This is a genomic window from Microbacterium sp. HJ5, from assembly GCF_054824025.1.
Genome location: NZ_JSYE01000004.1, coordinates 192,470 through 212,135 on the forward strand (window position 1 = coordinate 192,470; position 19,666 = coordinate 212,135).

The 19,666-nt window shown below is 71.8% G+C and carries 19 protein-coding genes and 1 tRNA gene; 14 read left to right on the forward strand and 6 right to left on the reverse strand.

What is annotated here, in order from left to right; all coding sequences use genetic code 11:
• Nucleotides 1–49: 49 nt before the first annotated feature.
• On the forward strand, nucleotides 50–1,045 hold the full coding sequence (locus OB08_RS02135; RefSeq protein WP_461471623.1) for an EamA family transporter: 996 nt from the start codon (nucleotides 50–52) through the stop codon (nucleotides 1,043–1,045).
• Nucleotides 1,046–1,055: 10 nt separating this feature from the next.
• Here the strand turns inward: OB08_RS02135 and OB08_RS02140 are convergent, their stop codons facing one another.
• Complete coding sequence (locus OB08_RS02140; protein WP_461471625.1) at nucleotides 1,056–1,529, reverse strand: Lrp/AsnC family transcriptional regulator; 474 nt, start codon at nucleotides 1,527–1,529, stop codon at nucleotides 1,056–1,058.
• A 166-nt stretch (nucleotides 1,530–1,695) separates the two neighbouring features.
• Here OB08_RS02140 and pdhA point away from each other — a divergent pair, with 166 nt between their 5' ends.
• The 3 genes from pdhA to OB08_RS02155 are packed head-to-tail and all read left to right on the forward strand — an operon-like array spanning nucleotide 1,696 to nucleotide 5,200.
• Nucleotides 1,696–2,826, forward strand: a complete 1,131-nt coding sequence (gene pdhA / locus OB08_RS02145; protein WP_461471627.1) for a pyruvate dehydrogenase (acetyl-transferring) E1 component subunit alpha — start codon at nucleotides 1,696–1,698, stop codon at nucleotides 2,824–2,826.
• The gene (locus OB08_RS02150) at nucleotides 2,823–3,833 is read left to right on the forward strand and encodes an alpha-ketoacid dehydrogenase subunit beta (protein ID WP_461471629.1); all 1,011 of its coding nucleotides are present in this window, start codon (nucleotides 2,823–2,825) and stop codon (nucleotides 3,831–3,833) included. The genes pdhA and OB08_RS02150 overlap by 4 nt, the downstream gene beginning before the upstream one ends.
• Nucleotides 3,830–5,200, forward strand: a complete 1,371-nt coding sequence (locus OB08_RS02155; RefSeq protein ID WP_461471631.1) for a dihydrolipoamide acetyltransferase family protein — start codon at nucleotides 3,830–3,832, stop codon at nucleotides 5,198–5,200. The genes OB08_RS02150 and OB08_RS02155 overlap by 4 nt, the downstream gene beginning before the upstream one ends.
• A gap of 82 nt (nucleotides 5,201–5,282) precedes the next feature.
• Here OB08_RS02155 and OB08_RS02160 read toward each other — a convergent pair whose 3' ends face one another.
• Nucleotides 5,283–5,879: an SACE_7040 family transcriptional regulator gene (locus OB08_RS02160; RefSeq protein ID WP_461471633.1), complete on the reverse strand. Its 597-nt coding sequence runs from the start codon at nucleotides 5,877–5,879 to the stop codon at nucleotides 5,283–5,285.
• Between the two features lie 104 nt (nucleotides 5,880–5,983).
• On the opposite strand from OB08_RS02160, the gene OB08_RS02165 reads away from it, so the two are divergent.
• The 5 genes from OB08_RS02165 to OB08_RS02185 are packed head-to-tail and all read left to right on the forward strand — an operon-like array spanning nucleotide 5,984 to nucleotide 12,151.
• Entirely contained in the window at nucleotides 5,984–7,588 is a 1,605-nt protein-coding gene (locus OB08_RS02165) for a carboxyl transferase domain-containing protein (protein WP_461471635.1), read from the forward strand.
• A gap of 4 nt (nucleotides 7,589–7,592) precedes the next feature.
• Entirely contained in the window at nucleotides 7,593–9,638 is a 2,046-nt protein-coding gene (locus OB08_RS02170; protein ID WP_461471637.1) for an acetyl/propionyl/methylcrotonyl-CoA carboxylase subunit alpha, read from the forward strand.
• A 16-nt stretch (nucleotides 9,639–9,654) separates the two neighbouring features.
• Complete coding sequence (locus tag OB08_RS02175) at nucleotides 9,655–10,806, forward strand: acyl-CoA dehydrogenase family protein (RefSeq protein ID WP_461471639.1); 1,152 nt, start codon at nucleotides 9,655–9,657, stop codon at nucleotides 10,804–10,806.
• Nucleotides 10,803–11,336, forward strand: a complete 534-nt coding sequence (locus tag OB08_RS02180) for a MaoC family dehydratase (RefSeq protein WP_461471641.1) — start codon at nucleotides 10,803–10,805, stop codon at nucleotides 11,334–11,336. Before OB08_RS02175 ends, OB08_RS02180 begins: the two co-directional genes overlap by 4 nt.
• A complete protein-coding gene (locus tag OB08_RS02185) occupies nucleotides 11,333–12,151 on the forward strand; it encodes an HpcH/HpaI aldolase/citrate lyase family protein (RefSeq protein WP_461471643.1) in 819 nt (272 codons plus the stop codon). The genes OB08_RS02180 and OB08_RS02185 overlap by 4 nt, the downstream gene beginning before the upstream one ends.
• A gap of 25 nt (nucleotides 12,152–12,176) precedes the next feature.
• Here OB08_RS02185 and OB08_RS02190 read toward each other — a convergent pair whose 3' ends face one another.
• From OB08_RS02190 to OB08_RS02200, 3 genes are read right to left on the reverse strand one after another with little or no spacing between them, the layout of a single operon-like run.
• On the reverse strand, nucleotides 12,177–12,551 hold the full coding sequence (locus OB08_RS02190) for an iron chaperone (protein WP_461471645.1): 375 nt from the start codon (nucleotides 12,549–12,551) through the stop codon (nucleotides 12,177–12,179).
• Nucleotides 12,552–12,561: 10 nt separating this feature from the next.
• Nucleotides 12,562–13,167, reverse strand: a complete 606-nt coding sequence (locus tag OB08_RS02195; protein ID WP_461471647.1) for a histidine phosphatase family protein — start codon at nucleotides 13,165–13,167, stop codon at nucleotides 12,562–12,564.
• 26 nt (nucleotides 13,168–13,193) lie between these two features.
• Nucleotides 13,194–14,036 carry a Sir2 family NAD-dependent protein deacetylase gene (locus OB08_RS02200; RefSeq protein WP_461471762.1) on the reverse strand — a complete coding sequence of 281 codons (843 nt, stop codon included), beginning with the start codon at nucleotides 14,034–14,036 and terminating at the stop codon, nucleotides 13,194–13,196.
• An 82-nt stretch (nucleotides 14,037–14,118) separates the two neighbouring features.
• Between OB08_RS02200 and OB08_RS02205 the strand changes: the two genes are divergently transcribed.
• Nucleotides 14,119–14,925: a TrmH family RNA methyltransferase gene (locus tag OB08_RS02205; RefSeq protein ID WP_461471649.1), complete on the forward strand. Its 807-nt coding sequence runs from the start codon at nucleotides 14,119–14,121 to the stop codon at nucleotides 14,923–14,925.
• Between the two features lie 9 nt (nucleotides 14,926–14,934).
• Here the strand turns inward: OB08_RS02205 and OB08_RS02210 are convergent, their stop codons facing one another.
• Complete coding sequence (locus OB08_RS02210) at nucleotides 14,935–15,795, reverse strand: SGNH/GDSL hydrolase family protein (RefSeq protein WP_461471651.1); 861 nt, start codon at nucleotides 15,793–15,795, stop codon at nucleotides 14,935–14,937.
• Nucleotides 15,796–15,939: 144 nt separating this feature from the next.
• On the opposite strand from OB08_RS02210, the gene OB08_RS02215 reads away from it, so the two are divergent.
• The 4 genes from OB08_RS02215 to OB08_RS02230 all read left to right on the forward strand — a co-directional run bounded on the left by OB08_RS02215 (nucleotide 15,940) and on the right by OB08_RS02230 (nucleotide 19,653).
• The gene (locus OB08_RS02215) at nucleotides 15,940–17,790 is read left to right on the forward strand and encodes a DEAD/DEAH box helicase (RefSeq protein WP_461471653.1); all 1,851 of its coding nucleotides are present in this window, start codon (nucleotides 15,940–15,942) and stop codon (nucleotides 17,788–17,790) included.
• A gap of 34 nt (nucleotides 17,791–17,824) precedes the next feature.
• Nucleotides 17,825–18,295 carry an SRPBCC family protein gene (locus OB08_RS02220; RefSeq protein WP_461471655.1) on the forward strand — a complete coding sequence of 157 codons (471 nt, stop codon included), beginning with the start codon at nucleotides 17,825–17,827 and terminating at the stop codon, nucleotides 18,293–18,295.
• Nucleotides 18,296–18,403: 108 nt separating this feature from the next.
• The gene (locus OB08_RS02225) at nucleotides 18,404–19,486 is read left to right on the forward strand and encodes a VIT1/CCC1 transporter family protein (RefSeq protein ID WP_461471764.1); all 1,083 of its coding nucleotides are present in this window, start codon (nucleotides 18,404–18,406) and stop codon (nucleotides 19,484–19,486) included.
• 82 nt (nucleotides 19,487–19,568) lie between these two features.
• Nucleotides 19,569–19,653: transfer RNA gene (locus tag OB08_RS02230), tRNA-Leu, on the forward strand.
• The last annotated feature ends 13 nt before the right edge of the window (nucleotides 19,654–19,666 follow it).

Here is a 19,666-nt window from a genome sequence, read left to right on the forward strand (position 1 = left end):
ACTGTCACCAGTGTAAACACAGTTCGCTCCTGACAGTCGGATGCCGCCCATGACCGTTTCGACCGCGTCCCTTCCGGTGATCGCCCCGATCGCGGCATCCGCTCGCCTGCGCAGCACCGGGCTGGTCATGGCCGTCGCCTCCGCGCTCGCGTTCTCGTCGAGCGGGCCGTTCATCAAGCCGCTGCTCGAGGGCGGCTGGTCGCTCGGCGCGGCGCTGCTCGTGCGCATGGGCGTAGCGGGGCTCATCCTGTCGCCCGCGGTGCTCCTCGCGATCCGCCGGCAGCCGGGCTTCCTCCGCCGGCACTGGCGGCTCATCCTCGGGTTCGGCCTCATGCCCGTGCTCGGCTGCCAGCTCTTCTTCTTCTCCGCGATGCAGCGGATGCCGGTGGCCGTCGCGCTGCTGATCCAGTACCTCGCGCCCGTCATGCTCGTCGGCTTCGTGTGGCTCCGCACGCGCAAGGCGCCGTCCGCGCTCGTGCTGTGGGGATCCGTGATCGCCGTCGCCGGCCTCGTGCTGGTCGTCGACATCTCCGGCGCGTCGTTCGACCTCGTCGGCACCCTGCTGGCCCTCGCTGCGGCCGTGTGCGTATGCGCTTACTTCGTGATCTCCGAGCGCGCGGGCGACGACCTTCCGCCGCTGGCGCTGGCGGCGAGCGGACTGCTCGTGGGTGCGGGGATCATGGCGCTGCTGTGCCTCTTCGGCATCATGCCGTTCCAGGCGCCCGCGATCTCGGTGGAGCTCGCCGGGGTTGAGGTCCCGTGGTTCGTGCCGCTCCTGTGGGTCGCCGGCATCGCGACAACCCTCGGCTACGCGCTCGGTGTGATGGCCGTTCCGCGGATCGGTTCGCGCGTCGCGTCCTTCGTCGGTCTCTCCGAGGTGCTGTTCGCGCTGGGCTTCGCGTGGATCTTCCTGGCAGAGGTGCCCGCGCCGATCCAGTTCGCCGGCGGGGCGCTGATCCTGGCGGGCGTGATCCTGGTGAAGGTCGACGACCTGCGGCGGACGGCCGCCGTGGCGGTGCCGGCCCCGGCGGTGCCCCTGCCCTGACGGCGGGCAGCTAGGACTCGCGCCGCGCGAGCTCCATGAGGGGCATGACGCGGTGAGGGATGACCTCGCCCATCACCAGCGACGTCTCGGTGCGCTCGACGCCTTCGATCGCGAGGATGCGCGCGTCGGTGTCGAAGAGGTGCTGCGTGTCGCGGCAGGCGACCCGCACCAGCAGATCGACCTGGCCCGAGAGCCCGTGCGCCTGCACGATCTCGGGCACGCGCGCGAGCTCGGCGGTGATGCGGGGGAGGTCGGCCTGCCGGACGATGACGCTGATGAAGGCTTCGATCGGGTAGCCGAGCGACGTCGACGAGATGGCGCGCTCGTACGAGAGGAAGACGCCGGATCGCTCGAGCCGCGCCATGCGCGCCTGGACCGTGTTGCGCGACAGGCCGAGCCGTTCGGCGAGCGCGACGACGGTCGCGCGGGGGTCGGCGGAAAGCGCGGCCAGAAGCTCCAGGTCGACGTGATCGAGGGCACTCATAGTGCGAAACGTTAGCACGGTTCTGCCGGGGGTTAGTTGTCAACATGCTCAAGCAAGCCGCGGTTGCTTGAGCGAGGTGCGATGCGGACGTAACCTCGAAGGTGCCGGCGAAGCAGCCGGCGAACCACGACGCCCCTCCTCACGAGGGAGGTTGCACCGAGGAGTGATGGCGATGACGCACACCCTGACCCCGACCGCCGAGCTAGCGACAGACACCGACGACGTCGCCCGGCTGGTGACCCCCGACGGCGAGCGCATCGCCGATCCCGAGCTGGACCGCTGGGTGGCCGACATCGACGCCGCCGCACTCCGCTCGCTCTACCGCGACATGGTGCTGCTGCGCCGGATCGACACCGAGGGTGTCGCGCTCCAGCGCCAGGGTCAGCTCGCCCTGTGGCCGCCGTGCCAGGGGCAGGAGGCGTCGCAGATCGGCACCGCCCGCGGCCTCCGCCAGGACGACTTCGCCTTCCCCAGCTACCGCGAGGTGGGCGTCGCCTTCGTGCGCGGCGCGCAGCCCGCCGACTACGTGCTGGCGTGGCGGGGCGAGGAGCACTCGACCTACAACCCGTACGACATCAACACGGCCACGCCGCAGATCATCATCGGCGCGCAGTCGCTGCACGCCGTCGGCTATGCGATGGGCATCCAGCGCGACGGCACCGACCAGGTGGCGGCCGCGTACTTCGGCGACGGTGCCTCGAGCCAGGGCGATGTGAACGAGGCGATGGTCTTCGCCTCGTCGTACGGCGCTCCGGTGGTCTTCGTGTGCACCAACAACCAGTGGGCGATCTCGGAGCCCGTCACGGTCCAGGCGAAGTTCCCGATCGCCGGGCGCGCTCCCGGCTTCGGAATCCCGAGCATGCGCGTCGACGGCAACGACGTCCTGGCGTGTCTCGCCGCGATGCGCTGGGCCGTCGACAACGCACGCAAGGGCAACGGCCCCGCCTTCATCGAGGCCGTGACGTACCGGATGGGCCCCCACACCACGTCCGACGACCCCACCCGCTACCGCGACAAGGAGGAGGTCGAGCGCTGGAAGGGCCGCGACCCCCTCGCGCGCATCGAGGCGCTCCTGCGCGCACAGGGCGAGTTCGACGACGAGTTCGCCCAGGGCGTCGCCGCCGACGCCGACGCGCTGGCCGCCGAGGTGCGCGCGGCGGCACAGGGCGCGGTGACGCGCGAGCCCATCACGGTGCTCGACAACGTCTACGCCGAGCCGCACTCCGGTCTCGACGAGCAGCGCGCCTGGTTCGGCGCCTACCTCGACGGCTTCGCCGCAGAGGAGGCGGCACGATGACGCAGCTCACGATGGCGAAGGCCATCAACGAAGGTCTCCGTCGCGCGATGGCCGATGACGACAAGGTCCTCATCATGGGGGAGGACATCGGCAAGCTCGGCGGCGTGTTCCGCATCACCGACGGCCTGCAGGCCGAGTTCGGGGCGCAGCGCGTCGTCGACACCCCCCTGGCCGAGGCCGGCATCATGGGCACCGCCGTGGGGCTCGCGATGCGCGGCTACCGCCCGGTCGTCGAGATCCAGTTCGACGGGTTCGTCTATCCGGCCTTCGACCAGATCGTCTGCCAGGTGGCGAAGCTCCACTACCGCACGCGCGGCAACGTCACGATGCCGATCACGATCCGCATCCCGTGGGCCGGTGGCGTGGGCGCCGCCGAGCACCACTCCGAGTCGCCCGAGGCGTACTTCGTCCACACGTCGGGCCTGCGGGTCATCGCAGTGTCCAACCCCCAGGACGCCTACGTGATGCTGCGCCAGGCCATCGCGTCGAACGACCCGGTGGTCTACTTCGAGCCGAAGCGGCTGTACCACACCAAGGGCGCGGTCGACCTCGACGTCGACCTCGCGGATGCGCCGCCGATGGGCCTCGCCCGCGTCGCCCGCGAGGGCAGCGACGTCACGCTCCTCACCTACGGCTCGCAGGTGGCCACGGCGATGGACGCCGCGACCGCCGCCGAAGACGACGGCGTCTCGATCGAGGTCATCGACCTGCGCTCGATCTCGCCCGTCGACTACCGCACCGTCACCGCGTCGGTCCGCAAGACGGGCCGCGTCGTCGTCACCCACGAGGCGGCGCGCGAGGCCGGCGTCGGCGCCGAGCTCGTCGCGAGCGTGACCGAACGGTGCTTCAACTACCTCGAGGCCGCGCCGCAGCGCGTGACGGGGCACGACATCCCGTACCCGCCCGCCAAGCTCGAGAAGCACCACATCCCCGACCTCGACCGCATCCTCGACGCGGTCGACCGGGTGATGGACCGCCCCAACAGCCTCACGGGGGTCGAACTGTGATCCAGGACTTCATGCTCCCCGACCTCGGCGAAGGTCTTCCCGAGGCGGAGATCGTCGCGTGGCTGGTCGCCGAGGGCGACACGGTCGCGCTGAACCAGACGATCGCCGAGGTCGAGACGGCCAAGGCCGTCGTCGAGCTCCCCTCGCCGCACGCCGGCACGGTCACGAAGCTGCACGCCGCCGCGGGCGATGTCGTCGCCGTCGGGTCGGTGCTCATCTCCTATGATCTGGGCGGCGACGCCGCCCCCGAGCCGGCACCGGCGGCCGAGATGCAGGCCGAAGAGCCGGCGAAGGCCGAGCCGAACCTCGTCGGCTACGGTGCCGCCCCGCGGGGCACCGCCCGGCCGCAGCGCCGCACGCGTGCGGCAGGCGGCCGGCCCGCGGCATCCGACACCGCCGTTCTCGAGGCCGCGCCGCACGACGCGATCCCGACGCCGGAGATCACCGAGCGGCCGCTCGAGCGCCCCCGGTCGACCCCGCCCGTGCGCCTCTTCGCGAAGCAGCTCGGCATCGACCTCGCGCTCGTCGAGGCGACCGGCGCGACGGGCATCATCTCGCGCGCGGACGTCGAGGCGTACGCCGCACGGGTCGGGGCGACGCTCACGACCTCGGCCCCGGTCGAGCCCGCCTTCGTGCCTGAGCCGAACCCGTCCGTCGCGGCGGGCGACCGCACGACGCGCACACCGATCCGGGGGGTGCGCAAGCACACGGCCGAGGCGATGGTGCGCAGTGCCTTCACCGCACCGCACGTGACCACCTTCCTCACGGTCGACGTCACCGCGACCACCGAGCTGATCGCCTCGCTCAAGGCGGACCGTTCGCTCCAGGAGCACAAGATCGGCGTGATGGCGGTCGCAGCGAAGGCCGTGTGCCTCGCGCTCGCGCGTCACCCGGGACTGAACTCGCGCTGGGACGACGCGGCCGGCGAGATCGTCGAGCACCACTACGTGAACCTCGGCATCGCGGCCGCCACCGGCCGCGGGCTCGTCGTGCCGAACATCCGCGACGCGCAGGACCTCACTCTCGTCGAGCTCGCCGACGCCATCCGCGGGCTGGCCGAGACGGCACGCGCGGGCAAGACCGCGCCGGCCGACATGATGGGCGGCACGTTCTCGATCACCAACGTCGGCGTCTTCGGCGTCGACGCGGGAACACCGATCCTGAACCCCGGCGAGGCCGGCATCCTCGCGCTGGGCGCTGTGCGTCGTCAGCCGTGGGAGCACCGCGGCGAGATCGCCCTGCGCGACGTGATGACGCTCGCCCTGTCGTTCGACCATCGTCTGGTCGACGGCGAGCAGGGCTCGCGCTTCATGGTCGAGGTCGCGGACGTGCTCCGCGAGCCGGGCCGCGCGATGCTGCTGCGCTGATCACACGAACGCGACGAGGCCGGGCGGAGGAATCCGCCCGGCCTCTCGTCACGCTCGGCCGGTGTGCACTCCGGCGCGGCGTTCAGTCGGTGAGCGCCGCGAGGGCCATCGACTCGAGGATGCCCCGCACGGCGCCGTCGGACGGGTGCGAGCGCAGCGCCCGCACGCTGTGCGGCGTCGAGTTGATGAGGCCGAAGCACGCGTGCGCGCGTACGCGGAGTTCGGCGTCGGACCGGCCGGGGTGGAGCGCCGACAGGATCTCGATCCACACTTCGACGTACTCGCGCTGCAGACGGCGCACGGTGTGCCGGTCCTCGTCGGACAGACTCGCCAGATCCCTGTCCTGCACGCGGATGACGTCGGCATCGCTCAGCGCGAAGTCGACGTGAAAGGCGATGATGGCCTCGAGTTGGGCGAGGGGGGTGCCTCCGTAGGCGGTGACACGCCGGCCGCCGGCGAGCAGACGCTCGCTGACGCCGATGAGGATGGCGCCCAGGAGCGCCTGCTTGTTGGCGAAGTGACGGTAGAGCGCGGGCCCGCTGACGCCGACGGCGCCGCCCAGATCCTCCAGGCTCACCCCGCTGAAGCCGCGCTCGGCGAACAGCCTGGCGGCCTCGTGCAGGATCGCGGCCTGACGATCGGCCTTGGCGCGGTCGCGTTCGGTGACTCCGCTTGTCATCTCAGTTAATCCTCGCTAACCTGGACTCCAGTTAGTGAACACTAACCAATACGGTCGCGTCCGCTCAATGAACGTGACCCGATCGTGACGTCGACGGAGATGACATGACTGCGCTGACGACGGCGGCCGTTCCCGACGAGGCGTTCGCCCGAACCCAGGAGGCTCAGGCCGCTCTCGCCGCCGACCTGCGCGAGCGGCTGGCCGCCGCGGCGCTCGGCGGTCCCGAGGCATCCCGCACCCGCCATGTGGCGCGCGGCAAGCTGCTCCCGCGCGACCGTGTGGCCCGCCTGCTCGACGAGGGGAGCCCCTTCGTCGAGGTCGCCCCGCTCGCCGCGGAGGGTCTCTACGGCGGGGACGCGCCCGCCGCGGGCGTCATCGCCGGCATCGGCCTCGTGCACGGGCGGCACGTGATGGTCGTGTGCAACGACGCCACCGTCAAGGGCGGCACCTATTATCCGATGACCGTCAAGAAGCACCTCCGCGCCCAGGAGATCGCGTTCGAGAACCGCCTTCCCTGCGTGTACCTCGTCGATTCGGGCGGCGCGTTCCTGCCCAAGCAGGACGAGGTCTTCCCCGACCGCGACCACTTCGGCCGCATCTTCTACAATCAGGCGCGGCTCTCGGCCGCCGGCATCCCGCAGATCGCCGCCGTGCTGGGATCCTGCACGGCCGGCGGGGCGTACGTTCCGGCGATGAGCGACGAGACCGTCATCGTGCGCAACCAGGGGACGATCTTCCTCGGCGGCCCGCCGCTCGTGAAGGCGGCGATCGGCGAAGTCGTCACGGCGGAGGAGCTCGGCGGGGGAGAGCTGCACGCCAAGCGCTCGGGCGTCGTGGACCACCTCGCCGAAGACGACGAGCACGCCCTCGAGATCGTGCGCGACATCGTCGCGACGCTCCCCCTCCCCGCGGAGCCCGCGTGGGACGTGTCTCCGGTGCGCGCGCCGGCAGTCGACCCGTCCGACCTGTACGGCGTCGTCCCGGTGGACGTGAACCAGCCGTACGACGTGCGCGAGGTCATCGCGCGACTCGTCGACGGCAGCGATTTCCACGAGTTCAAGCGCGAGTACGGCGACACCCTCGTCACGGGCTTCGCTCGCATCCACGGCCACCCGGTGGGCATCGTCGCGAACAACGGCGTCCTGTTCAGCGAGTCCGCCCAGAAGGGCGCCCACTTCATCGAGCTGTGCGACCAGCGCGGCACGCCGCTGCTCTTCCTGCAGAACATCTCCGGCTTCATGGTCGGCCGCGACGCCGAGGCCGGGGGCATCGCCAAGGATGGCGCCAAGATGGTGACGGCCGTCGCCACGACGCGCGTGCCGAAGCTGACCGTCGTGATCGGCGGCTCATTCGGCGCCGGCAACTACTCGATGTGCGGCCGCGCCTACTCGCCCCGCTTCCTGTGGACCTGGCCCGCGAGCCGCATCTCGGTGATGGGCGGTCCGCAGGCGGCATCCGTCCTCTCCACCGTCAAGCGCGACCAGCTCGAGGCGCGCGGCGAAGAGTGGTCGGCCGAGGAGCAGGCCGAGTTCGAGGCTCCCATCCGCGCGCAGTACGAGGAGCAGGGGAGTCCGTACTACGCCACGGCACGCCTGTGGGACGACGGCGTCGTCGACCCGATGGACACCCGCGACCTCCTCGGCCTCGCGCTCGACGTCGTCTCGCGCACCCCGCTGCCCGAACCGCGCTTCGGCGTCTTCCGGATGTGATCCCGTGACCCACACCGCCCTCTTCTCCACCGTTCTCGTCGCCAACCGCGGCGAGATCGCGCGCCGCGTGATCCGCACTCTGCGCCGGCTCGGCATCCGCTCGGTGGCCGTCTACAGCGACGCCGACGCCGACGCGCCGCACGTGCGCGAGGCGGACATCGCCGTGCGCATCGGGCCGGCCGCGGCATCCGCCTCGTATCTCGACATCGCCGCGGTGATCGCCGCGGCGCGCGAGACGGGCGCCGAGGCCGTGCACCCCGGCTACGGATTCCTCTCCGAGAACGTCGAGTTCGCGCGCGCGTGCATCGACGCCGGGATCGTCTTCATCGGTCCGGGCGAGCGGGCGCTCGAGGTCATGGGAGACAAGATCCGGGCGAAGGAGCACGTGATCGGGCACGGCGTGCCGACGGTGCCCGGCTTCAGCGCGGCGGGCATGACGGTTGCCGCGATCGCGGCGGCCGCGGAGGAGACCGGCTTCCCGCTGCTGGTCAAGCCCTCCGCGGGCGGAGGGGGCAAGGGCATGCAGGTCGTGCGCTCCGCCGCCGAGCTGCCGGACGCGCTGACGACGGCCCGTCGCGTGGCGGCCGCCGCCTTCGGCGACGACACGCTGCTGCTGGAGCGGCTGATCGAGCGTCCTCGGCACATCGAGGTCCAGGTGCTGGCCGACGCCCACGGCGGGGTCATCCACCTCGGCGAGCGCGAGTGCACGCTGCAGCGCCGGCATCAGAAGGTCATCGAAGAGGCGCCGTCGCCCGTGGTCGACGACGCCACCCGCGCGCGCCTGGGCGCCGCGGCCTGCGCGGCCGCTGCGAGCGTGGACTACGTCGGCGCGGGCACGGTCGAGTTCCTCGTCGCGGGCGACCGGCCCGACGAGTTCTTCTTCATCGAGATGAACACCCGCCTGCAGGTCGAGCACCCGGTCACCGAGCTGGTCACCGGCGTCGACCTCGTCGAGCAGCAGCTGCTCGCCGCCGCGGGGCAGCCGCTCGCGGTGACCCAGGACGCCATCCGCCTCGAAGGCCACGCGATCGAGGCCCGCGTGTACGCGGAGAGCCCCGAGCGCGGCTTCCTCCCGGCGACCGGCGAGGTCCTCGCATGGCGCCCCGCCGAGGGAACGAGGACGGATGCCGCGGTCGAGACCGGCAGCGTCGTGACCGCCGACTACGACCCGATGATCGCCAAGGTCATCGCGCACGGCGCAGACCGCGCCGAGGCGCTCGAGCGACTCGACGCGGCCCTCGCCGAGACGATCCTCCTCGGACTCGACACGAACATCGGCTTCCTCCGGGCCCTGCTCGCCGACGAGGGCGTGCAGTCCGGCGCCATGGACACCGGCCTCATCGACCGGATGCCGGCCTACACCGCGCCGCACCCGAGCGCGGCGGCGCTGGCCGCAGCCGCCACCCTCGCTTCATCTCCGTCGAACCGACGGGACGCGGCCGCGGGCCGTGCGTTCGACGGAGATGAACACCCCGGTTCGGGTCGGCACGCATCCGCGCTGTGGTCGCGCGGCTCGGGGTGGCGAGCGGGCAGCGAGGCGCAGCATCCGCTCATCTCCTTCCTCACGCCGGAGGGCGAGATCGTCTCATCCCCGTCAAACCGAGCAGCGGCCGACGTTTCCCGTCGGTTCGACGGAGACGAACTGGGGGCGACGGATGCCACGACCCCCGGCGCGGCCGACGCGGACGGCTGGCTGTGGGTGCACGCCGACGGCGCGACCCACCGCCTGCGCCCCCTGACCCGGCGGCAGGCGATGGAGCAGCGTCTCGCGGCCCGCGAGCGCGGGGCTGCGGCATCCGATCCCGAACTCCGCGCCCCCATGCCGGGTGCCGTGGTCGCGCTGCACGTCGAGAACGGCGCCGCCGTCGCCGAGGGCGACCGCATCGTCACGATCGAGGCCATGAAGATGGAGCACCCCGTCGTCGCGCCTCACGCCGGCGTCGTGCGCCTCGACGTCGCCACCGGAGACCAGGTCCGCCGCGACCAGGTCCTCGCCCACGTCACCCTGACCGACGGACCCGCCCACGAGGCGTCCGACACCCCCTCCTGAACCCCGAGGAGTCCCCATGGACCACTTCCACCTTTCCGACGAGGAGCGCGAGCTCGCACGTCTCGTGCGCGAGTTCGCCGACGAGGTCGTCGCGCCGCAGGCGTACGAGGCCGACCGCACCAAGACGCTGCCGATGGACGTCGTCGCCCAGATGGGCGAGCTGGGCCTGTTCGGCCTGCCGTTCCCCGAGGAGTACGGCGGCCAGGGCGGCGACTACTTCGCGCTGTGCCTCGCGATCGAGGCACTCGGCCGCGTCGACCAGTCCATCGCGATCACCCTGGAGGCCGGTGTCAGCCTGGGTGCGATGCCCGTGTTCCGCTTCGGCACCGAGGAGCAGAAGCAGGACCTGCTGCCCGACCTGCTCGCCGGGAAGGCGCTCGCGGGCTTCGGCCTGACCGAGCCCGAAGCCGGCTCCGACGCGGGGGCCACGCGCACCACGGCACGCCTCGACGGCGACGAGTGGGTCATCAACGGCTCGAAGCAGTTCATCACCAACTCCGGCACCGACATCACGCGCTTCGTGACGGTCACGGCGGTCACCGGCGAGCAGGACGGCCGCAAGGAGATCTCGACGATCGTCGTGCCGTCGGGCACCCCCGGGTTCACGGTCGAGCCCGGCTACGACAAGGTCGGCTGGCACGCGTCGGACACGCATCCCCTCACCTTCCAGGACGTCCGCGTGCCCGCGGGCAACCTGCTCGGCGAGCGAGGGCGCGGCTTCGCGAACTTCCTGCACATCCTCGACGAGGGGCGCATCGCGATCGCGGCGCTCTCGACCGGAGCGGCCGAGGGATGCCTCGAGGCGGCGGTCGACTACGCGAAGAAGCGCACCGTGTTCGGCGATGCGCTCTCGACGCGCCAGGGCATCCAGTTCCTCCTCGCCCGCATGCAGCTGCGCGTGCACAACGCGCGTCTCGCGTGGCACCATGCGGCGCGGCTGCGCGACGCCGGCAAGCCGTTCAAGACCGAGGCCGCCATCGCGAAGCTCACGGCGAGCGACGCCGCGATGGACAACGCCCGCGACGCCACGCAGGTGTTCGGGGGCAACGGGTTCATGAACGAGTACCCGGTGGCGCGCCACTACCGCGACTCCAAGATCCTCGAGATCGGGGAGGGCACGAACGAGGTGCAGCTGCTCGTCATCGCGCGGGCGCTCGGGGTAGCGTGACAGACGTGGACGGTGGCGGGCAGGCACGCGAGATCGTGCAGCGCGGGCTCTACTATGACGAGCTCGAAGTCGGCGCCCGCTATGTCCATCGTCCGGGGCGCACTGCCACCGAGGCCGACAACGTGCTGTTCTCCTCGCTCACGATGAACACGCAGGCGCTGCACCTCGACGCGGCGTTCTCCGAGACGCAGCCGTTCGGGCAGCGGCTCATGAACTCGATGTGGACGCTGGCGACCATGGTGGGCGCGTCCGTGACGCAGATCACCCAGGGCACGCTGGTGGCCCAGCTCGGCCTGAGCGACATCGCCTTCCCGGCCCCGGTGTTCCACGGCGACACGCTGTACACCGACACCGAGATCGTCGAGAAGCGCCCGTCCTCGTCCCGTCCGGGTCAGGGCATCGTGACGATGCGGCACACCGGCCGCAATCAGCACGGCGACGTGGTCGCGACGGCGACGAGGGTCGCGCTGATGTGGCTGGCGCCGACAGAGGGGCCGGATGCCGCATCCGCCGCCCGAGGAGGATCATGACCACCGCCCGCTTCGCCCTCGGCCCCGCGCTCCTGTTCTGCCCGGCCGACCGTCCGGAGCGCTATGCCAAGGCGCTCGAGCGCTCCGATGCGGTGATCCTCGACCTCGAGGACGCGGTCGCGGCTCCCGCCAAGGCCGCGGCCCGCGGTGCCCTCATCGAATCGGAGCTCGACCCCGATCGGGTCATCGTCCGCGTCAACCCGCCGGAAACGGACGACTTCGTCTCCGACCTCGCGACGCTGTCGCAGACCGACTACCGGCGCATCATGGTCGCCAAGGCCGAGTCGCCCAAGCGGCTCGCGAAGCTCGACCAGCGCTTCGAGGTCGTGGCGCTGTGCGAGACCGCGAAGGGCGTCGCCCAGGCCGACAAGATCGCTGCGCTTCCGAACGTCAGCGCCCTCATGTGGGGCGCGGAAGACCTGGTCGCGAGCATCGGAGGGACCTCGAGCCGCAAGCCGAACGGCCGCTACCGCGACATCGCCCGGTACGCCCGCGCCCGTGTGCTGCTGGCGGCCGGCGCACGCGGCAAGGCGGCGATCGACGCCGTGCACCTCGACATCGACGACACCAAGCGCCTGGCCATCGAGGCGGCGGATGCCGCGGCATCCGGCTTCACTGCGACCGCGTGCATCCACCCGAGCCAGGTCGCGATCATCCGCGACGCGTACCGGCCGGACGAGCGCACGGTCGCCTGGGCGAAGGCCGTGCTCGCCGCGGCCGAAGGGGAGCGGGGCGTGTTCGCCTACGACGGGCGCATGGTGGACGAGCCCGTGCTCCGCCACGCGCGGGCGGTGCTGCGCCGGGCCGAGCGGTGACCGAGCGGGCTCTCGCGCGTGTCGGTCAGTCGTTCGCCGCGACGCGCTGAGAGGCGATCTCGCGCGCCACGCGGCCGATGAGCTCGTACGGCACCTCCTGCGCGTGCGGGAAGACGACCGAGTCCTTCTCGACGCGGTACGGTGCGATCTCCGCCTCAAGCGGTTCGGGCAGCGACGGCACGGGGTACAGTCCGATGTGCTTCTTCCAGCCGGCGAAGTGCAGGGCGTAGCGACCGCCGAGCATGACGGCGGCGATGCCATAGCGGATCTTCTCCTCGGGCTGCGAGCCCGACTCGGCGGTGACCGCCTCGACGATGATCGCGCGGATGCGGCGCAGCCGCTCCGCGACCTCCGGCGGGAAACCCGCGATGTACTCGTCGACGGTCGCGGGGTTCGGCATGGCGCTGAGCCTAGGCCACAGCCCCCGCATAGGACAGAAGACGCACGTGATCGCGTTCGTAGAGCAGTTCGTGGGCGGAGCCGTTGGCGAGCCGCTCGCCCGCCGGAGGCAGGACGCCACCCGTCGCATGGCGCAGGATCTCCCGGATGAGAGCGCCGTGGGTGACGACGATGAGCGATGCGTCGGCCGGAGCGGTGATTTTGCGGTGGTCGCGCACCACTTCAGCCAGGGCGCTCAGCCCGCGCGCCCGCAGTGCGGGCCACGGTTCGGCGCCGGGCACCTCCGCCGTATGCCAGTCGCCCCAGCGGCTCAGGAACTCCGCCGAGTCGATCCCCTCCGCCTCGCCGTAGGACCGCTCGCGAAGCCCGGGATAGAGGCGGGGTGCCGCGACGCCGAGCTCGTCGGCGATGATCTCGGCGGTCTCACGGGCGCGCGAGAGGTCGCTCGCGACGACGGTCACGGGGGTGCCGGCATCCCGTGCCTCGCGCAGCGCGATCCCCGCGGCACGCGCCTGCCTGCGGCCCGTCTCGTTCAGGGGGATGTCGGTCGCACCCTGGATGCGGCGCGCGAGGTTCCAATCGGTCTCGCCGTGGCGGATGAGGGTGAGGACGGTCACCCCTCGAGCCTAGGGGCCGCCTACTGTCAGCCCGCTGTGGGCAGGGCGTCGGCGAGGGCACGGAGCACCTCGCTCGTGCCCGCGTCGATCTTCACGGTGGCGCGCGCGTCCGCGCGCGTCTCGCCGCGGTTCACGATGACCACCGGCAGCCGGCGCCGGCGCGCGCGCTCGAGGAGACGGATGCCGGAGTTGACCACGAGCGACGATCCGGCGATGACCAGGCCCTCGCTCGCATGCACGAGCTGCTCTGCCTCGCGGAACTTCTCGGCGGGGATGAACTCGCCGAAGAACACGACGTCGGGCTTCAGCATCCCGCCGCACACGGTGCACTCGGGGATCACGAACCCGTCCGAGCTCTCGGGCAGCACGTCGCCGTCCGGCCCGAGCGGGACGTTCTCGGGCACGGTGATCCACGGGTTTTCGGCCTCGACGCGCAGCGCGAGATCGCGGCGATCGAAGACCTGGCCGCAGTGGGTGCAGAAGACCCGGCGCATCGTGCCATGAAGCTCGACCACCCGCTTGCTGCCCGCGCGCACGTGGAGGCCGTCGACGTTCTGCGTGATGACGCCGGTCGCGACGCCGCTGTGCTCGAGATCCGCCAGCGCCCGGTGCCCGGCGTTCGGCTCGGCGGCGGCGAAGGCACGCCATCCGAGGTGGCTTCCGACCCAGTACCGGCGGCGCGCGACGTCGCTCGAGAGGAACTGATCGACCGTCATCGGCGTGCGCACCGGTGCGCCCTTGCCGCGGTAGTCGGGGATGCCCGAGTCCGTCGACACTCCGGCGCCGGTGAGCACCGCGATGCGGCGTCCGGCCAGTGCAGTCACGGCGCGGGCGACGGCCTCGGCGGTGACGGCGTCGGGCTCGGTCACGGTGGTCACAGATCACCCCCTCCGGTCAGAGTGTAAGGGCCGCGGTTTACCGGGATGTTACGCGCCGTGCGAGAGTGGAGCCGTGCGGATCGAGCGGATCACGTCGGCGGACGACGAGCGGCTGACGGACTACCGCGACCTGACCGATGTGGCGCTGCGCCGCGTGCTCGAACCCGCGGGAGGGCTGTACATCGCCGAGTCGTCGAAGGTGATCGGCCGGGCGATCGCGGCGGGTCACGTACCGCGGTCGGTGCTCGTGCAGGAGAAGTGGCTCGACGAGGCGGAGCGCATGCTCGCCGCGCACCCGGTGGTGCCGGTGTACGTCGCCGACGCCGAGGTCGCGGAGCGGCTGACGGGCTACGCGGTACATCGCGGGGCCCTCGCGGCGATGCACCGGCCGGCGCTCCCGCCCGTCGCCGAGGTCATCGAGGGCGCCCGCCTGGTCGTCGTCCTCGAGGACATCGTCGACCACACCAACGTCGGGGCGATCTTCCGCGCCGCGGCGGGGCTCGGCGCCGAGGCGGTCCTCGTCAGCGCACGGTGCGCGGATCCGCTCTACCGGCGCAGCGTACGCGTGAGCATGGGCACGGTCTTCCAGGTGCCGTGGACCCGGCTGCCCGAATGGCCGATCGCGCGGGGGATGCTGCACGATGCCGGCTTCCACCTGGCGGCCCTCGCTCTCGCCGACGACGCGGTGGCCCTCGACGTCTTCCGCGAGCAGGTTCCCGGACCGGTCGCGCTGATGCTCGGCGCGGAGGGCGACGGGCTCAGCAGGGCGGCCCTCGCCGCCGCGGACACGGCTGTGATCATCCCGATGGCAGGCGGCGTGGATTCGCTCAACGTCGCCGCCGCCAGCGCCGTCGCGCTGTGGGAGCTGCGCTCGCGCTGACGCCTCCGGTCAGGCGGGATCGCCGGGACGGCCGGCCGGGTCGTGCCCCGGCGCCAGGGTCGTGATCGGCAGCACGTCCGGCCGCTTCGCGGTGACGTTGTCGCCCGAGGACTGGTGGCGCAGGCGCCGCAGCACCCAGGGCACGAGGAACTCGCGCGCCCATACCAGGTCGACGGCGCGCGCCTCGCGCCACGTGCGCGTGGGGAACGGGTCCGGCTGCATCGGCTGCAGGTCGTTGGGCACGTTGAGGGCGCGCAGCACCATTCGGGCGACCTCGTGGTGGCCGAGCCGGTTGTAGTGGAGGCGGTCGTCGTCGAAGAAGCGCATGTCCTGCACCTCTTTGAGCGCCCACTGGTCGGCGACGATGCAGTCGTACTTGTCGGCGATCGCCCGGATGTTCTCGTTGTAGATCGCGACCTTGCCCCGGATCCCGCGGAACACCGGCGTGAAGTTCGTGTCGATGCCCGTGAACACCACGACGGTGGCGCCGCCGCTGCCGAGCCGCACCACCGCGTCTTCGAACCGCTCGGCGACCGCGTCGGGGTCGGAGCCGGGACGGATGACGTCGTTCCCGCCGGCGGAGAAGGTCACGAGATCGGGCTTGAGCGCGATGGCGGGCTCGACCTGGTCGTCGACGATCTGGCCGATGAGGCGCCCGCGGATCGCGAGATTCGCGTACGCGAAGTCGTCGACCTGCTGCGACAGCACCTCGGCGACGCGGTCGGCCCAGCCCCGGTACCCGTTCGGGGCCGACGGCTCGGGGTCGCCGACCCCCTCGGTGAACGAGTCGCCGATCGCCACGTAGCGCCGCCACGGGTGCGGCTGCGGGTTCGGGACGTACGGACTGCGGTTGTCGTCGCTGGGTGTCATGTTTCCTCGGTTCGTGGCCGAAGACAGGCTATCGCGGGCATCGGACGGCGTCGGATGCCGCGACCGGGGGTGCTGCGTCGCGGCGATGTCGCGCGGCTCGTTTAGGGTGGTGACTCGTTGTTCGCGGCGGGTCGGGGAGGTGTGATGGACGACGAAGCGGTCCTCGAGGCACCTCGCGACGAGGCGCATTTCGGAAGCTTCGCCGCCGAGCACCTCTCACCCACGTACCCCCAGCGCGCTCCGTGGGGCACCGCCCAGCGACTGCGCGCCTGGCAGGCCGAGGCGCTCGACCTGTACTTCGAGCTCGACGGCCCCGACGGCCCGGGCGGCGGCCCGCGCGACTTCCTCGCTGCGGCGACGCCGGGCGCCGGAAAGACGACCTTCGCGCTGCGCCTCGCGAGCGAGCTCCTGCGCCGGCGGATCATCGACCGCATCGTCGTCGTCGCCCCCACCGAGCATCTGAAGACGCAGTGGGCCGACGCGGCGGCGCGGGTGTCGATCCGGCTCGACCCGGCCTTCAGCAATCGGCATGTCGCGCCGGCCCGGCACTATCACGGGGTGGCGGTCACCTACGCGCAGGTCGCCGTGAAGGCATCCGTCCATCAGCGCCTGATCATGGACGCGCGCACGCTCGTGATCCTCGACGAGGTGCACCACGGCGGCGACGCGCTCAGCTGGGGCGACGCCCTGCGCGAGGCCTACAGCCGCGCCACGCGGCGGCTCCTCCTCTCGGGCACGCCCTTCCGCAGCGACACCGCGCCGATCCCGTTCGTCGAGTACCACCCCGACGAGAACGGCATCCGCCTCTCGCGCACCGATTATGCCTACGGGTACCGGCGCGCGCTCGAGGACGGCGTCGTGCGCCCAGTCATGTTCATGGTCTACGCCGGGCAGATGCGCTGGCGCACCAAGACCGGTGACGAGATGGAGGCCCAGCTCGGCCAGGACAACACGAAGGACATCACGTCGCAGGCGTGGCGCACCGCTCTCGACCCCGCCGGCGAGTGGATCCCGGCGGTGCTGCGTTCTGCCGACCGCCGGCTGACGGAGGTTCGCGAGCAGGTGCCGGACGCCGGCGGCCTCGTCATCGCGACCGATCAGACGGCGGCCCGCGCGTACGCCGAGATCCTCCGCGAGATCACCGGCGAGGCGGTGACGATCGTGCTCTCCGACGAGGCCGAGGCGTCATCGCGCATCGAGGAGTTCTCGAAGGACGACAGCCGCTGGATGGTCGCCGTCCGCATGGTGTCCGAAGGGGTCGACGTCCCGCGCCTCGCCGTCGGCGTCTACGCGACCTCGGCGTCCACCCCGCTGTTCTTCGCGCAGGCCATCGGGCGATTCGTGCGAGCGCGCCGCCGCGGCGAGACGGCGAGCGTGTTCCTGCCGAACGTGCCGCAGCTGCTGGCGCTGGCGAACGAGATGGAGCGTCAGCGCGACCACGCGCTCGACCGCGACGGCGACGGCGACGAGTGGAACGCCGAGGAAGACCTCATGGACGCGGCCGAGCGCGAGGACAAGGCGTCCGACGCGCTCACCGAGGAGTTCGAGTACCAGGCGCTCGGCTCTCTCGCGCATTTCGACCGCGTGCTGTTCGACGGCAAGGAGTTCGGCCAGCTCGCCGTGCCCGGCACGCCCGAGGAGGAGGAGTTCCTCGGCCTCCCGGGACTCCTCGAGCCCGAGCACGTCCACGAGCTCCTCATGCAGCGCCAGGCCCGGCAGGGGCGTCACCGTCGCGTCCGCGAGGCGCGCGAATCGGAGAACCCGACCGGAGACGCCTCCGAGCCCGCCCTGCCCCAGGCCCTGCACCGCTCGCTCAAAGAGCAGCGGCAGCTCCTCAACAGCCTCGTGGGCCTGTACGCCCGGCAGTCCGGCGAGCCGCACGGCCTCGTGCACGCCGAGCTGCGTCGCATCTGCGGCGGTCCCGCGGTGTCGCATGCGACCGTGGCGCAGCTGCAGGCGCGCATCGACGTCCTCCGCAAGCGCGTCCATTCCTGACGTGCCGCGCCGCGGCGCGGCCTAGACTCCGGGCATGCCCGCCGAGTACTCGTTCGTCTCGCGCTGGCACGTGCCGGTCCCCGCCGAACGGGCATGGCAGGAGATCGAGCGGATGCTGCGCCCCGGCGCCGGCCCGACGTGGTGGCCTGGTGTGCGCCTGATCGAGCCGCCCGCGACGCTCGCACCCGGAGAGCGGCTGCGTCTCGGCGTGCGCAGCCCGCTCGGCTACCGGCTCGAGATCGGGCTGACACTCGACGAGGTCGACATCGGGCGTTCGATCGCGGCGTCGAGCAGAGGAGACCTGCGCGGTCGCGGGCGTGTCACGGTCACCGCAGACGGGGACGCGGCATCCGCTGTCGTCTTCGACTGGGATGTCGTCACCGAGCGCCGCTGGATGAACGCCACGGCGTGGGTGCTCCGGCCCGCGTTCGAGCGCGCTCACGCGCACGTCATGCGCAGCGGCGAGCGCGGACTCCGGCGAGAGATCGAGCGCCGCGGACGTTGACCGTTCGGATCCCCGAAATGCTGTCAATCCGCGGGTTCGCGGGGCTGCGGCATCCGCTCGGTGACTAGCGTGGGGGAGTCCCGACCCGGCCAGGAGGCCTCTGTGAGCATGCCCGCGACACCCACGCACCGCGATCGACGTCGCTGGGCGCGGTACCTCGTCAACGAGCGTGCCGAGGCGCGCGTGTATCGGGAGCTGGCGGCGCGGCGCGAGGGCGAGGAGCGCGGCATCCTGCTGGCCCTCGCCGAAGCCGAGGGGCGGCACGAGGCGCATTGGCTCGCGCTGCTCGGAGGCGAGCCCGAGCGCCTGCCGCGCCCGGACGCGCGGACGGTCCTGATCGGCTCCATGGCCAAGAGGTTCGGATCGATCTTCGTGCTGGCGCTCGCCCAGAACGCCGAGGCGCGGTCGCCGTACGACGACGAGCCGTTCGCGACGCCCGCGATGGCGGCCGACGAGAAGGTCCACCACGAGGTGGTCCGCGGGCTCGCCGCCCGCGGCCGTCGACGCCTGTCGGGAACCTTCCGCGCGGCCGTCTTCGGGGCCAACGACGGGCTGGTGTCCAACCTCGCGCTCGTGTTGGGCATCGGCGCGACGGGGGTGCCGGCGCAGTTCGTGCTGTTCAGCGGCATTGCGGGCCTCCTCGCCGGGGCGCTGTCGATGGGCGCGGGGGAGTTCGTCTCCGTGCGCTCGCAGCGCGAGCTGCTCGCCGCGACGGCGCCGAGCGACTTCGCCGACGGTGCGATCCCGCATCTCGACATCGACGCCAATGAACTCGCGCTCGTGTACCGCACGCGCGGCATGCCCGAGGGTGAGGCGACGGCGCGTGCCCGTCGCGCGGTCGAGGCGGCACGCGCCCTCGGCGAGGGCCGCGCCGACTCGTCGCCGATCGATGTCGTCGACCATCGAGAGGTCGTGGGCAGCGACTGGGGCGCAGCGCTGTCGAGCTTCCTGTTCTTCGCGTCCGGTGCGATCATCCCCGTGCTCCCGTGGATCTTCGGCCTGTCGGGCGTCGCGGCGGTCGTCACCGCGCTGGTGCTCGTCGGCATCGCCCTGCTGTGCACCGGTGCCGCCGTGGGCCTGCTGTCGGGGGCGCCGCCGCTGCGTCGCGCGCTGCGGCAGCTCGCCATCGGCTACGGCGCGGCGGCGGTCACGTACGCGCTCGGGCTGCTGTTCGGGGTGGGTCTCGGATGACGCGCGCGGGGGCCCCGCCGATTCGTTGAACGTTCGGCGACGTGGTAGTGTCATTCCTCGGTTGCGAAACCGGAAACCACCTGCGCGGGTGGCGGAATAGGTAGACGCGCTAGCTTGAGGTGCTAGTGCCCGTATAGGGCGTGGGGGTTCAAGTCCCCCCTCGCGCACAGTGAAGAAGGC

Excerpts from the sequence above, each read along its gene's own strand:
- OB08_RS02135 (WP_461471623.1), top strand. The coding sequence starts at position 50 with ATGACCGTTTCGACCGCGTCCCTTCCGGTGATCGCCCCGATCGCGGCA.
- OB08_RS02140 (WP_461471625.1), bottom strand. The coding sequence starts at position 1,529 with ATGAGTGCCCTCGATCACGTCGACCTGGAGCTTCTGGCCGCGCTTTCC.
- pdhA (WP_461471627.1), top strand. The coding sequence starts at position 1,696 with ATGGCGATGACGCACACCCTGACCCCGACCGCCGAGCTAGCGACAGAC.
- OB08_RS02150 (WP_461471629.1), top strand. The coding sequence starts at position 2,823 with ATGACGCAGCTCACGATGGCGAAGGCCATCAACGAAGGTCTCCGTCGC.
- OB08_RS02160 (WP_461471633.1), bottom strand. The coding sequence starts at position 5,879 with ATGACAAGCGGAGTCACCGAACGCGACCGCGCCAAGGCCGATCGTCAG.
- OB08_RS02165 (WP_461471635.1), top strand. The coding sequence starts at position 5,984 with ATGACTGCGCTGACGACGGCGGCCGTTCCCGACGAGGCGTTCGCCCGA.
- OB08_RS02175 (WP_461471639.1), top strand. The coding sequence starts at position 9,655 with ATGGACCACTTCCACCTTTCCGACGAGGAGCGCGAGCTCGCACGTCTC.
- OB08_RS02185 (WP_461471643.1), top strand. The coding sequence starts at position 11,333 with ATGACCACCGCCCGCTTCGCCCTCGGCCCCGCGCTCCTGTTCTGCCCG.
- OB08_RS02190 (WP_461471645.1), bottom strand. The coding sequence starts at position 12,551 with ATGCCGAACCCCGCGACCGTCGACGAGTACATCGCGGGTTTCCCGCCG.
- OB08_RS02210 (WP_461471651.1), bottom strand. The coding sequence starts at position 15,795 with ATGACACCCAGCGACGACAACCGCAGTCCGTACGTCCCGAACCCGCAG.
- OB08_RS02215 (WP_461471653.1), top strand. The coding sequence starts at position 15,940 with ATGGACGACGAAGCGGTCCTCGAGGCACCTCGCGACGAGGCGCATTTC.
- OB08_RS02220 (WP_461471655.1), top strand. The coding sequence starts at position 17,825 with ATGCCCGCCGAGTACTCGTTCGTCTCGCGCTGGCACGTGCCGGTCCCC.
- OB08_RS02225 (WP_461471764.1), top strand. The coding sequence starts at position 18,404 with ATGCCCGCGACACCCACGCACCGCGATCGACGTCGCTGGGCGCGGTAC.